Raw genomic sequence first — 13,263 nt, 5'->3', positions numbered from 1 at the left:
CTTTGTGCAATGAGTCAAGGAAAAATATGGATTGTAGGTGCCGGACCCGGTGCCTCCGATCTTCTTACCATACGAGCTTTAAGAGTATTGGAATCGGCAGATGTAATCCTTACCGATGCCCTAATAACGGATGATGTTCGCAGTCTGTTTCCTGAAAAATCAATTGTTATAGAGGTTGGGAAACGTTCGGGTGATGGGATAAATCCAATGGAAAGACAACAAAACATCCACAATCAAATGATCCTATATTACAGCTTGGGTTATCAAGTTGTAAGACTAAAGTCAGGCGACCCGATGGTTTATGGCCGAGGCGTGGAAGAAATCAGGTTTTTATTGGAATCGGATTTAGAGTTCGAATTGATACCTGGAATTAGTGCAGGAATGGCTGCCGCAAATGAATTTTGGGTTCCACTTACCGAAAGAGGAAAATCATCAGGCATTCACTTTCATTCGGCTATTAAAGTTGGAGGAGAAAAAAGCGATTTAGATGGTATAATCAAGGAAATAGAAAATAACGATACGGTTGTTATTTACATGGGATTGGAACGCTTAAGCGAGATGGCCTATGAGCTCAACCAAAGACTTTCGAAAGAAACCAACATCAATGTGGTGTCCAAGGTAAGTTATGCCGATAGTGATATTTTAAGTGGTAACACCAAGTTTTTTAGCAAGATTGATCAATCAGATCTACCTGCTTCACCAGCTGTTATCATACTGGGAAATCACACAAAAGTGCCAGGAAAAAGAACCTCCCAAAGGATAGACAAGAAATCACTAAAAAGCCGTGTGAGAAAATTATTAGCACAGCCATTCCTGAATTTATTTTAATTAATAAAATTTTCATGCAACTGTAAGAATGAGCTTATCGTCTTTACATCAGATCATTTATAGGCCGAAGCTTCATAAACAAACCATTTTATTCAATTCACCTGTAACTTGAAGCCAACACTCGGCGTCATATAATATGAGAAACCTGGAATAAACTATTTCATTAAAATCTTATACGCATGAAAAAATTATTGAAAAAAATGTCCCTTACACTAATTGCGTTAACTATGGTATTTTCGTCGACCGTAAACGCACAATTCTGGGGAGAAAAAGGCAATGGAAATGTAAAAAAACAGGATAGAGAAATTGGTTCTTTTTCTGCAATTTCGTCTAGCAGTGGCATTGATGTTTACCTAAGACAAGGTGATAAAGAATCGGTAACTGTTGAAGCAGATGAAAATCTTCTTGATTTGATTGTTACCCGTATTAAAGGTGATGAGCTGATTATAAAAACTGAAGATCCTATTCGCAGAGCCAAGAAGTTGAACGTTTATGTGACCTTTGTGAAGGTAAATGAAATTAGCGTTTCGAGCGGTTCCGATCTTGAATCGAGCCACTTGCTTAAATTCGAAGATCTCGATATTTCGGTTAGCTCTGGCGCTGATGCAAAACTTGAACTTCAGGCAGAAGATCTTACCTGTTCAGTAAGTTCTGGTGCAGATGCTAATCTTTCGGGCACAGCGAATTCTTTCTATGGAAAAGCAAGTAGCGGTAGTGATTTAAGAGCAGCTGATTTAAAAGCTAAAATTTGTAAGGCAAAAGCCTCAAGTGGTGGTGATGTTTCAGTTTATGCAATTGAATCTATCGAAGCATCAGCAAGTTCTGGCGGTGATGTAGATTACTATGGTGAACCAACAAAAGTAAATGTGAGCAGCTCCAGTGGTGGAGATGTTAACAGAAGATAATACAAGAAAGAGCAGCAAAAATGCTGCTCTTTTTTATATGCCTATTTTTTTCTTTTCGCTTCTACTTCTTTCAGGTATTCATCCAATCCCTCAAAAGGCTTATAGTTTTTAGGAATACCCAATTTTGCCGATGGATCGTTTGCCGATAAATCAACCTTAGCTCCACACTCCGGACAACTTACCGTATGATGATTGGTGATCTCTAAAATCTTTACAATCATTTCCTTTTTGCATTTCGGACACTCTATAATTACATCCTGATCGTTAAAATCCATATTCTTGTACGTTTTATTATCGAGTTTCAAAAATAGCGAAAACTTCCTAAAAGCAATTTTTCCCAACTCATAAAATTTAGATAATCACTTTAAACTACAGCATGCTTATGAACAAGCTTGTAAATGTTGCTGCAGATTGCAGGAAGCTTTACAAGGGTATTTTAATCGGTGCTGCAAGTTGCAGGAAGCTTTACAAGAGGCTTGCAATCGATGCTGCAGGTTGCAGGAAGGTTTACAAGAGGCTTGGAATTGATGCTGCAGATTGCAGGAAGCCTTACAAGGGTCTTGTAAATGTCGCTACAGATTGCAGGAGTAAAAATACACCTTTACAAGCCTTCCTTATCTACTGCTCACAATCTTTCATCGATAGTTGGATGCGTTTTCTGGCCATATCAACCTCAATTACCTTTACATTTACATGCTGATGAAGCTGAACCACATCAGCCGGATCGGATACGAATCGATTGGCCAATTGGGAGATGTGTACCAAACCGTCCTGCTTCACACCCACATCAACAAAGGCACCAAAGTTGGTGATATTGGTAACAATACCTGGCATTTCCATTCCAACTTCAAGCTGTTCTATTTTGTAGATTCCCTCTTTAAACTGGAAAACTTTAATGGCAGTTCGCGGATCACGTCCCGGCTTTTCAAGCTCTTCCATAATGTCCTTCAATGTTGGCAAACCTACTTCATTGGTCACATATTTGTTCAAATCGATTTGCTTGCGCAGATTTTTATCGGCAATCAAATCGGCAACGGTACAATTGGCATCCTTTGCCATTTGTTTTACAATGCCATACGATTCGGGGTGAACCGCCGAATTGTCCAATGGGTTTTCGGAATTTGGAATTCGTAGGAAACCCGCACATTGTTCGAATGCCTTCGCACCCATTCGTTTCACTTTCGTGATCTCCTTACGGGATGAAAATGCTCCATTCTCGGCACGATAATCTACAATATTTTGAGCCAATTGTGGTCCCAAACCCGATACATAGGTCAACAAGTGCTTACTGGCTGTGTTCAAATTCACGCCTACTTTATTCACACATGATTCCACTACCTGATCCAAACTCTGTTTTAATAAATTTTGATCCACATCGTGCTGGTATTGGCCTACCCCAATCGATTTTGCATCGATCTTTACCAGTTCTGCCAAAGGATCCATCAAGCGTCTACCAATGGATACTGCTCCACGAACCGTAACATCATACTGAGGGAATTCCTCACGAGCCACTTTCGACGCAGAGTAGATTGATGCTCCTGCTTCGCTCACCACAAAAACTTGTACTTTTCTGTCGTAATGCAAATTGGTCACAAATCTCTCTGTTTCTCGACTTGCGGTTCCATTCCCAATGGCAATGGCTTGTATATTGTAAGTTTCCACCATATTGGTCAGCTTTTTAGCTGCCATTTTTCCCTGATTTTGGGGTGCATGCGGGTAAATGGTTTCGTTGTGCATTAGGTTTCCCTGTGCATCCAGGCAAACCACCTTACAACCTGTTCTGTATCCCGGATCAATAGCCAAAACACGCTTCTGTCCCAGTGGTGATGCCAACAACAATTGGCGCAAGTTTTCGGAGAACACACGAATGGCCTCTTTGTCCGCTTCCTCTTTCGATGATTTGGCAAACTCCGTTTCAATCGAAGAGCCTAGTAATCTTTTGTAAGCATCCTTGACTGCCACCTCAACATGATTGGAAGCTTCGGTATTTCCTTTTACAAAGATTCGATTCAACCTTTCCAATACCTCTTCTTCGTTGGGCGCAATTTCCAATCGTAAAATTCCTTCAGCTTCTCCCCTTCTCAATGCCAACATTCGATGCGACGCACATCTTTTCAATGGCTCTTCCGATTGGAAATAATCTTTGAACTTTTCTCCTTCTTCCTCTTTTCCTTTAATTACCTTTGAGCGAATTACGGCCTGACGTTGGAAAATGCTACGAACCGAGTTACGTGAAATTTCATTCTCGTTTACCCACTCTGCAATAATATCACGTGCTCCTTGCAATGCTTCCTCCTCATTGGCAACCTCATCGTTTACAAACTGACTTGCTCTGGATTCCACATCGCGTTCAAGCTGCTTCATCAGGATCTTAGCCAGAGGTTCCAATCCTTTTTCTCTAGCCTTTACTGCTCTTGTTTTGCGCTTTTGTTTGTACGGCAAATACAAGTCTTCCAATTGATTCAGTTCCGTGCAAGCTTCAATTCTGGCACGAAGTTCGTCAGTCAGCTTTTCTTGTTTATCAATGGCCTCTATAATGCTTTCCCGTCTCTTGTCAAGCTCTGTTAATCGAGCCAATTCCTCCTTTACATTGGCAATCTGAACTTCGTCCAAGCTGCCTGTCATCTCTTTACGATAACGAGCAATAAATGGCAATGTGGCTCCCTCGCCAAGCAATTGCATGGTATTTTCAACCTGAAAAGCCTGCAATTGCAAGCTTTTCGATATTTGATCTATGTATTTTTTCATTCTTTTGTAAGTATCAGGTACTGGGTATTAGGATTTTGAATAACGCTCAAATTCTTGCTTCGATCGTTCTACACAATCCTCCAAAGAAAGGCCGTTAAAGTAGTTTCCAGTGATGTAAATTCCTGTTTCTTCGGCCAACTGCTTAATCTTTGCCATTCTTTCGGTATGGCCAATCTTGATCAGTGGTAATTTGTGCTTGGTCTCTGCAATTTCAGCATCCACAGAATCAAGGCAAAGCAGTTCTGCCATGAATTTTTCCTGCTCCTCCTTGCCAATATGATTTTCTTCAAAATGGAATGCAAATCCTCTCATATTGTCATGAGTCATTACATCGCGCGTAACCATTGAAAAGCAAGGACCTTGCAATGGAATAATAAAGCTCACCGGATCGAAATTCAACTTTTCTTTAGGCAAAACAACAGCTCTCGACTCAATATTTTGAATCGGATAATCCGCTAAAACATCTGATAAATCAACATTCAAGTCTTTGCATAGTTCCGAAGCAAACTTAGGAGAAACAGCCAGTGCAATGTCTTTGGAAGTAAACACATCGCCTTCTTCTGACTTTACCTCAAATCCTTCCTGATTTTTAGTAATCTGACTGATTTTTGTATGGAGCTGAATCTTGATATTCTCATGCGAAGCAAGAGCTTCCATAAAACTCGACATCCCTTTTTTAAGAATAAAACTCTTAGGATGTTCCTTGCTTTTGGTTTTGCGTCGTTTTAGAAAATATTCTGCAGAAAAATTATCAGCATTCTGCACAATTACCGCACTAAACATGCGAGTAAAAACATTGTCGTAGTTCTTTCGACCTACAATTTTTCCAAAGTATTCCTTAACGGTTTTTCCATCTCGTTTCGAGAAAAACAAATTTGGAACCGATCGTATTAACTCAAATTTATTTACCCCAGACATGATTTTCTCGTGCTTATCGGTAAACACTTTCATGCCAACCTTTTCGCGAGCTACAATGTCCTGTTCCAACTCATTTTTCTGAATCAAATCGATTAGATTGGCGTAGGTCGCATAAAAGGTATGCGCTCCCATCTCAACCCAAAAATCATCTTTGTAATAAGTATTTAAACATCCGCCTACCTTATTGGCAGCATCAACAACTAGTACTTTTTTTCCCGATCGGGCAATATGATTTGCGAGGCTTAATCCACTTATTCCAGCGCCGATCACAATCATGTCGTAAGATTCAGCTTGGGTCATTTTAGTTTGGTTAGGGTTATTATTTTTTATTGTTTGTTCTATTTGTCTTTTTTCGTTTAAAGAACTTGCGCTTGCCGTTTGATTTGGGTTTGGTTCTGGGATTGTACTCAGGTGCTTCTCCCAATTCAGTAGGAACCGGAATCTTGAATACATCCGACTCAATCAGATCTTCGATTTTCTTAAAGTCGTTCTGATCCTTTTCTGTAATAAAAGTCAAGGCAACTCCTTCCGATTCTGCACGCGCTGTACGTCCAACTCTATGCACGTAATCCTCAGCATCGTTCGGAACATCAAAGTTGATTACCAAATCAATTGAATCAATATCAATTCCCCTGGCAATAATGTCTGTAGCAACCAATATTTGATGCTTTCTATTTTTGAATTCGCGCAACACTTCTTCTCGCTCACTCTGTTCCAAATCGGATTGTATCCCTGCTGCTTTAAAATTGTGTTTTTTAAGGTCTTTTGTAATGGCCTTTACATTCACTTTTGTGGATGAAAATATAATTACACTTTTCAGGTCTTTTCCTTTCAACAAATGATTGATCAAAGGAATCTTCTGATCTTCGTAAAGCATGTAGGCAGCTTGTAAAACTCCCTCAGCAGGTTTCGAAATTGCAATATTGATACTTTCCGGATCAACCAAAATCTCCTCGGCCAGTTCCCTGATTTTTGGAGGCATTGTAGCCGAAAACATCAGATTTTGTCTCTCTTTGGGAAGATAACTCACAATTTGCATCAAGTCATCAAAAAAACCCATATCCAACATTCTGTCGGCCTCATCCAAAATCAAATGCTTCAATTTTGAAGTATCCACATACCCCAAATTCAGGTGCGAAATCATTCTACCAGGAGTAGCAATTACTACATCTGCACCTTCCATCAAACCCTTTTTCTGCTGATCCCAAACCGATGAATCACCACCTCCATAAACAGACAATGAAGTGATGGAAACAAAGTATCCAAATCCTTCCATTTGCTGATCGATTTGCATAGCTAGCTCTCTTGTTGGAACCAATATCAAGGTACTAAAACCCTCAATTTGATTCTTTTGGATTTGATCCATTACCGGAAGAAGATATGCTGCCGTTTTTCCTGTACCCGTTTGGGCACAAACGATCATATCTTTTTTTTCTATAATCTTAGGGATAGATAACTCCTGAACTGGAGAAGGTGTCTCGAAGCCCATGGCCTCCAGCCCTTCCATTATCTCAGGAGAAAAATCAAATTCGGAAAATTTCAACTAGTTTCTATTTAGTAATTAATACGAAGAGAGTTTTGCTCTCCTTTTAAACCATATTGAAGATACAAAAAAATGTCTATTCAACATACAAAACCAAACCTTTCAGGTATTCTCCTTCTGGATGGTAAATATTTACTGGATGATCGGCAGGCTGTGTCAATTGGTGTAACACACGAACCGTTCTTCCTGCATTAGCTGCAGCTACAAAAACTGCTTTTCTGAAATCTTCCTTGCTAACTGCCTGCGAACATGAAAAAGTGAATAAAATTCCTCCTGGCTTAATCTGTTCAAATCCTTTCTTATTTAATCGCTTGTATCCTTTCAAAGCATTATCCAACACTTTCTTGTGCTTTGCAAATGCAGGTGGGTCAAGTACAATTAAATCATATTTTTGAGATGATTGATCTAAAAATTTAAATGCATCCTCAGCAAATGCCTCGTGGCGCTTATCGCCCGGAAAGTTTAGCTCAACATTTTCTTTTGTAATATCAATTGCTCGGGAAGAACTGTCAACCGAATGAACCAATTCTGCTCCACCTCTCATGGCATAAAAAGAAAATCCCCCTGTGTAGCAGAACATATTTAGTACTGATCGTCCTTTTGAATATTGCTCCAAAAGACTTCTGTTCTCACGCTGATCGATGAAGAATCCTGTTTTTTGGCCTTTTAACCAATCCACTTTAAATTTCAATCCATTCTCTAGTGCAGTAAACGAATCTGTTTCGCCGAACAAGTATCCATTCTTTGGCTCAATTCCTGATTTAAAAGGAATGGTTCCTTCAGATTTGTCAAAAACAGCCACCAAATCATCACCAAACACTGTTCGTAATGCTTCTGTTATTTCTTCACGGTGCAAATACATTCCAACCGAATGACACTGAATTACTGCTGTTCCAGCGTAGAAATCAATAATCAAACCTGGCAATCCGTCACCTTCTCCATGAACCAACCTGAATACATTATTGTCTTCTCGGCCATAAAGATCCACTGCCTTTCTCATTTGACAAGCAGAGCGGATTTTTTCTACCCAAAAGTCCAGGTTAATTTCTCTCTCTTCGAAACTTAAAATGCGAACTACAATTGAACCAATGGAGATATGTCCAATGGCTAAAAATTCATTTTGATCATTATAAACTGAGACCAAATCGCCTTCTTGTAAGCCTTCATCTACTTTACTTACCGCTCCTGAAAAAATCCACGGATGGAATCTTTTTACAGAATGTTCCTTTCCTTTTCTCAGGTATACTTTTGGATAATCTATCATTTAGAAATGTGTTTTTTACTGGTTAACGAATATTGACCTTTGCATATTCGTTGTTAATTGACTGTAAGCAATCAAGGTATTTTGCGAAAGGCTTACAAGTCTTGCTCTGTAGCTTTCAATCTTTCAAAAATCTTTAAAGATACCCATGCATCAGTTGCAGCATATCTTAACTGACCAGGACTCAATGTTTCTGCTTCCCAATTGGATACCTGTTGTCTTTTTGAGATTCTAAAATTCAAGACAATTGCCGATAATTTTTTTAAAGAAAAACTTTCGATTCCGAAATTCGACACATAATCCTGCAATTCCAAAAAACCATTGGCATCAAAGTCATTCAATTTTTGCAATCCTCTGATATCATCTTTTATTGCTGCCCCAACTTTCACAATATTTGGATTCTTAAGCAAGTCAATAATTTCTTCGGGTAGTCCTATTTTATTGATTCTAAACAAGAATGTTTTAGAGTTAGCTGCCAATTGTAGCAAAGCAACATCGTTTACTTTTCCTTTTTTAAACGACGGTCGGGTTTCCGTATCAAAACCTAAAATAGAATAGTTATTCAGGTATTGAATAGCTTCGTACAGATCTTTATACTCATCAACAAGTATGATATCTCCTTCGAAAGCCTTTAACGGCATTTTGTTTGCTTCTTCGCTTGTAATTGATTTTTGAAATGGCAACATTTACTACTCTTTTACTCCGGAAAACTGTTTTCCTTATTCATTTTCTTCGTCCCATTCTCTCTGACGTTGCGAGAAAATAGATCCACTCATGTCTATGTTATCGATATTTGAATCAACATCTAATTCCGATTCATCATCTAAATTAATTTTATCGGCTGCCAATTTGTGTATCGCTCTTAGCGAATTAACTAATTTTTGGCCCCAATACTCGTAAAAATGGTTATTTAAATCCCAAAGTGCATCATTCATTACTTCCAATGTTCCAATCTTATATGAAGTAATAAAATCTTTAAGATCCTGATAAATATCGGCAAAATTTTCAGAAACGGAGGCTACCAATGGGGTATCGCTATACTCCATATCGTTCTCGAACACTTCTAAAAACTCGTCGTGAGCACCCATTTTATTTTTTACCGAAGAGTGAATGAATTCCCAATCTGATTCAGTCACAAATTTTTCAACTTCTTCCTCTAACTCATTCTCATTTCTTGGCAACATACATGCTTTTAAATAAAGCAATGGTAATAATTTTTGAGCTGTTTCTACAAACTCAATTTTCGAAACTTTTGAACTTGATTCCAATAACAAACAAAACTCGTTTGCTACCGTTACAAATTCAATAACATTTTTAGAATATACTACGTGTTCAAATTGATCTTCCATCTTTATTTTTTCCTACAACCTTGCAAAAATAACAAGATTTTACGAATAATAAATCCTTAGTTTCCAGTCAGCACATAAGATTTGACGAACAAGCCTGTTCTGTACCCTTATATTATTGGTTAAGTTTCGAACTAGATTGGAATGTATTTTATTCGATTACCACTTTGGCAATCTACTTCTTCGTTGTCTTTTAGATGCTGAATTACTTCCAAAATCTTATCATCCTTATAATCTAAGCGATCCACAAGTTCATCAATGCTTAAAAAATCATTTTCGATTAAATTCAAAATCGCATAATAGATTTCTTTAAACTCCTGTTCACTCAACACTTTTTCTTCTTTGCTTTTACAGATATCGCACATTCCACAATCGGGGGCATATTTTTGTCCGAAATATTCCAATAAAAATTTCGATCGACATATATTTTCCGATTCTGCATAATCAATCACCGTTTGAATTTTACTTTCAAGATTCTCCTTTCTGTCCTGGTAAACCTCTTTACTCAATTTTATAAAGCTGATAGGCAATCTCTCCTGAGTATATAATATAAAAGGTGTTTTCTTTCTTGGAATATATTTTATGATACCGTACTTCGATAATTCTTTTAGGTATTCAACTATTAATTCTTTATCGGCTTTAATTCTTTTGGACAAAGTATCAATATTAAAAGGAACGTAATCGGTAAACAAACCTGTATACGATCTTAAGAGTATCTTTATAAAGGTATCAAAATCATTATTGGCAACCTGGAACTTATACAGATCATCGCGTTGAACCACAAAATGTATTCTGGATTCATGTTCCAAATCATCTGTCAATTCAATATATCCTGCTCGTTGTAAAATCTTCAATGCACTAAAAGCCTGAAGAACATTAAATTTAAAATTCTGACAAAACTGTCCCAAATCAAAATCGAAAACCGCATCCTTGCCAGCGCCTTCAGCCACTTGCAAAAAGTTCCCCAATGCCTGATAAACTCTAACAATCATATCCTTTTCGGGAAATGATGTTTTGATTCTCTTCAGTAACTGTACCTTATCGGGATTCGAATACAGCATTACAGCATACGCTCTTTTGCCATCTCTTCCTGCTCTTCCTGCCTCCTGAAAATAAGCTTCCAATGTATCAGGCAAATCCATGTGCACAACGGTACGCACATCCGATTTATCGATTCCCATACCAAAAGCATTGGTTGCTACCATAACTTGCACGATCCCTTTCCGCCATCTTTCCTGACGAAAGTCTTTCACCTCATTTGGCAAACCTGCATGATAGAATTCTGCTTTTACTCTATTATTTTTTAAAAACTCAGCTAACTCCTTGCACTTTTTCCGACTGCGTACATAGACAACCGAACTTCCCTTTTGCTTGTTTAGAATCTTGAGCAAATATTTGGGTTTGTCCTCAGTTTCTCTAACCAGATAAACCAAATTTTTGCGTTCGAAACTTTTACGGAATACGTTCTTCTCAGGAAATCCAAGTTTTTCCTGAATATCAGAAACTACATCTTTTGTTGCTGTTGCGGTTAATGCCAAAACTGGCACATCAGGCAAAAGCTCTCGAAGTGAGATTATTTTTAAATATGAAGGCCTAAAGTCATAACCCCATTGCGAAATACAATGCGACTCGTCAACTGCAATTAAGCAAACATTCATTTGCGCAGCCTTCTTTCTAAATATATCTGAACTTATTCTCTCTGGAGATATGTATAAAAACTTCACATTTCCGAACAAACATTTATTCAGAATATTTTCAATTTCATCCTTTGAAAGTCCAGAATATAACAGCTCCGCCTTAATCCCCTTTTCTTTTAAGTTTTGAACCTGGTCTTTCATTAAAGCAACCAAGGGTGAAACCACCAGACATATGCCTTCCATTGCCATAGTCGGAACCTGAAAAGTTAACGATTTACCTCCTCCTGTTGGCATTAAGCCTAAAGTATCTTTTCCTTCGGAAACCGATTTAATAATTTCATCCTGCAAAGGACGAAATGTACCATATCCCCAATATTTTTTCAGAACATCCTTAAATCGATCCATTTATTTCTTTCCCAGTTGATTTGTGCTCCTTTTATTCAATTTTTCTATCAATAAAACAGTTTAAAAATACTAACTTTTAGGTGGAATTAATCAATTAACAATTTTTAGTATTTGTAATCAAGTTCTATTCCGCTATTTTTTTGTATTTTCGCATGCAATTTAAATCTAAAATTATTGCATAATGTCATTCGTATCTGATAAAATTATTTCTGACGGTCTAACGTTTGATGATGTTCTCTTGGTTCCTGCTTATTCTGAAGTACTTCCTAGAGACGTAAGTTTAAAAACAAAGTTCTCCCGTAACATTACTCTTAATGCTCCAATGGTGTCTGCTGCGATGGATACTGTTACCGAATCTGCTTTGGCAATTGCCATTGCTCGTGAAGGTGGTATTGGTGTAATTCACAAGAACATGAGTATCGAAGCTCAGGCAAAACAGGTGTTAACTGTAAAAAGAGCTGAAAACGGGATGATTTACGATCCAATTACAATTCCTCCTTACAAAACTGTAAAAGATGCTTTGGCATTAATGAAGGAATTTAAAATTGGTGGTATTCCTGTTGTTGACACAGATAAATCACTATTAGGTATTGTTACCAATCGTGATTTACGTTTCGAATTGGATATGGATCGTCCAATATCAGAAGTAATGACAAGTGAAAATATTGTTAGCACTTCCGATTCTACAGATTTGGAAAAAGCTGCAGAAATTCTTCAAGCTCACAAAATTGAAAAACTACCAGTTGTTGATTCAAAAAACAAACTAATTGGTTTGGTAACCTATAAAGACATTACCAAAGCAAAAGATAAGCCATTGGCTTGTAAGGATGAGAAAGGTCGTTTACGTGTTGCCGCTGCAGTTGGTGTAACTGGCGATACATTGGATAGAATCGAAGCATTGGTTCAAGCAAATGCAGATGCTATTATTATTGACACCGCTCACGGTCATTCAAGAGGAGTTGTTGAAGTTCTAAAAACTGCAAAAAAGAAATTCCCTGACATGCAGTTTATTGTTGGTAACATTGCTACCCCTGAAGCCGCTAAAATGCTTGTTGAAGCTGGAGCTGATGCAGTTAAAGTTGGTATCGGACCTGGTTCTATTTGTACAACTCGCGTTATTGCTGGTGTTGGTGTTCCTCAGTTAAGTGCAATTTACGAAGTATCAAAAGCTCTGAAAGGAACTGGTGTTCCTGTAATTGCTGATGGTGGGTTGCGTTATTCTGGTGATATTGTAAAAGCAATTGCTGCTGGTGCAGATTGTATCATGGCAGGATCACTTCTTGCTGGTGTTGAAGAATCTCCAGGAGAAACCATTATTTACAACGGTCGTAAATTTAAATCGTATCGTGGTATGGGTTCTGTTGAAGCAATGCAACATGGTTCAAAAGACCGTTACTTCCAGGATGCTGAAGATGATATCAAGAAATTGGTTCCTGAAGGAATTGTAGCACGTGTACCTTATAAAGGAACTCTTTATGAAGTAATCTATCAGTTAATTGGTGGTCTGCGTGCAGGTATGGGATATTGTGGTTCTGCAAGTATTGAAGAATTGCACAATGCCAAATTTGTTAAAATTACAGCTTCGGGAATGGCAGAAAGTCATCCACATGATGTTGCGATTACTCGCGAAGCTCCTAACTATAGCAGATAATTTTATCGCATATATTTCGGT

At 38.0% G+C, this 13,263-nt stretch carries 11 protein-coding genes; 3 read left to right on the top strand and 8 right to left on the bottom strand.

Translation table 11 applies throughout. The annotated features are described in order from the left end of the window. The first annotated feature begins 9 nt into the window (after positions 1 to 9). Positions 10 to 828 (top strand): uroporphyrinogen-III C-methyltransferase, encoded by an 819-nt coding sequence (cobA, locus tag ACKPCA_RS00235; protein ID WP_321280643.1) that lies wholly within the window; start codon positions 10 to 12, stop codon positions 826 to 828. Positions 829 to 1,007: 179 nt separating this feature from the next. Then, on the top strand, positions 1,008 to 1,733 hold the full coding sequence (locus tag ACKPCA_RS00230) for a head GIN domain-containing protein (RefSeq protein ID WP_321280642.1): 726 nt from the start codon (positions 1,008 to 1,010) through the stop codon (positions 1,731 to 1,733). Positions 1,734 to 1,774: 41 nt separating this feature from the next. Here the strand turns inward: ACKPCA_RS00230 and ACKPCA_RS00225 are convergent, their stop codons facing one another. The 8 genes from ACKPCA_RS00225 to ACKPCA_RS00190 form a co-directional block, all read right to left on the bottom strand. Beyond that, positions 1,775 to 2,008: a hypothetical protein gene (locus ACKPCA_RS00225; RefSeq protein ID WP_054714858.1), complete on the bottom strand. Its 234-nt coding sequence runs from the start codon at positions 2,006 to 2,008 to the stop codon at positions 1,775 to 1,777. Between the two features lie 343 nt (positions 2,009 to 2,351). Beyond that, on the bottom strand, positions 2,352 to 4,481 hold the full coding sequence (locus tag ACKPCA_RS00220) for a Tex family protein (protein WP_321280638.1): 2,130 nt from the start codon (positions 4,479 to 4,481) through the stop codon (positions 2,352 to 2,354). A gap of 27 nt (positions 4,482 to 4,508) precedes the next feature. Beyond that, complete coding sequence (locus ACKPCA_RS00215; protein ID WP_321280636.1) at positions 4,509 to 5,699, bottom strand: protoporphyrinogen/coproporphyrinogen oxidase; 1,191 nt, start codon at positions 5,697 to 5,699, stop codon at positions 4,509 to 4,511. A gap of 19 nt (positions 5,700 to 5,718) precedes the next feature. After that, positions 5,719 to 6,942 carry a DEAD/DEAH box helicase gene (locus ACKPCA_RS00210; RefSeq protein WP_321280634.1) on the bottom strand — a complete coding sequence of 408 codons (1,224 nt, stop codon included), beginning with the start codon at positions 6,940 to 6,942 and terminating at the stop codon, positions 5,719 to 5,721. Positions 6,943 to 7,018: 76 nt separating this feature from the next. Further along, positions 7,019 to 8,206, bottom strand: coding sequence for a class I SAM-dependent rRNA methyltransferase (locus ACKPCA_RS00205; protein ID WP_321280633.1), 1,188 nt, complete (start codon positions 8,204 to 8,206; stop codon positions 7,019 to 7,021). 92 nt (positions 8,207 to 8,298) lie between these two features. Continuing rightward, positions 8,299 to 8,889: a 3'-5' exonuclease gene (locus ACKPCA_RS00200; protein WP_054714842.1), complete on the bottom strand. Its 591-nt coding sequence runs from the start codon at positions 8,887 to 8,889 to the stop codon at positions 8,299 to 8,301. A 33-nt stretch (positions 8,890 to 8,922) separates the two neighbouring features. Next, positions 8,923 to 9,552 carry a DUF5063 domain-containing protein gene (locus ACKPCA_RS00195; RefSeq protein WP_054714839.1) on the bottom strand — a complete coding sequence of 210 codons (630 nt, stop codon included), beginning with the start codon at positions 9,550 to 9,552 and terminating at the stop codon, positions 8,923 to 8,925. 131 nt (positions 9,553 to 9,683) lie between these two features. Next, complete coding sequence (locus ACKPCA_RS00190; RefSeq protein ID WP_321280631.1) at positions 9,684 to 11,591, bottom strand: RecQ family ATP-dependent DNA helicase; 1,908 nt, start codon at positions 11,589 to 11,591, stop codon at positions 9,684 to 9,686. A gap of 181 nt (positions 11,592 to 11,772) precedes the next feature. Between ACKPCA_RS00190 and guaB the strand changes: the two genes are divergently transcribed. Next, positions 11,773 to 13,242, top strand: a complete 1,470-nt coding sequence (guaB, locus tag ACKPCA_RS00185; RefSeq protein ID WP_054714836.1) for an IMP dehydrogenase — start codon at positions 11,773 to 11,775, stop codon at positions 13,240 to 13,242. Positions 13,243 to 13,263 lie beyond the last annotated feature (21 nt).

Source organism: Marinifilum fragile (assembly GCF_963677365.1).
Taxonomy (GTDB): Bacteria; Bacteroidota; Bacteroidia; order Bacteroidales; family Marinifilaceae; genus Marinifilum; species Marinifilum fragile.
The sequence above is the reverse complement of the archived record's forward strand: the minus strand, read 5'-3'. Positions and strand labels throughout refer to the sequence as shown.

Bases quoted from the DNA above. Each gene is read 5' to 3' on its own strand.
- cobA (WP_321280643.1), top strand. From the start codon at position 10: ATGAGTCAAGGAAAAATATGGATTGTAGGTGCCGGACCCGGTGCCTCC.
- ACKPCA_RS00230 (WP_321280642.1), top strand. From the start codon at position 1,008: ATGAAAAAATTATTGAAAAAAATGTCCCTTACACTAATTGCGTTAACT.
- ACKPCA_RS00225 (WP_054714858.1), bottom strand. From the start codon at position 2,008: ATGGATTTTAACGATCAGGATGTAATTATAGAGTGTCCGAAATGCAAA.
- ACKPCA_RS00220 (WP_321280638.1), bottom strand. From the start codon at position 4,481: ATGAAAAAATACATAGATCAAATATCGAAAAGCTTGCAATTGCAGGCT.
- ACKPCA_RS00215 (WP_321280636.1), bottom strand. From the start codon at position 5,699: ATGACCCAAGCTGAATCTTACGACATGATTGTGATCGGCGCTGGAATA.
- ACKPCA_RS00205 (WP_321280633.1), bottom strand. From the start codon at position 8,206: ATGATAGATTATCCAAAAGTATACCTGAGAAAAGGAAAGGAACATTCT.
- ACKPCA_RS00200 (WP_054714842.1), bottom strand. From the start codon at position 8,889: ATGTTGCCATTTCAAAAATCAATTACAAGCGAAGAAGCAAACAAAATG.
- ACKPCA_RS00195 (WP_054714839.1), bottom strand. From the start codon at position 9,552: ATGGAAGATCAATTTGAACACGTAGTATATTCTAAAAATGTTATTGAA.
- ACKPCA_RS00190 (WP_321280631.1), bottom strand. From the start codon at position 11,591: ATGGATCGATTTAAGGATGTTCTGAAAAAATATTGGGGATATGGTACA.
- guaB (WP_054714836.1), top strand. From the start codon at position 11,773: ATGTCATTCGTATCTGATAAAATTATTTCTGACGGTCTAACGTTTGAT.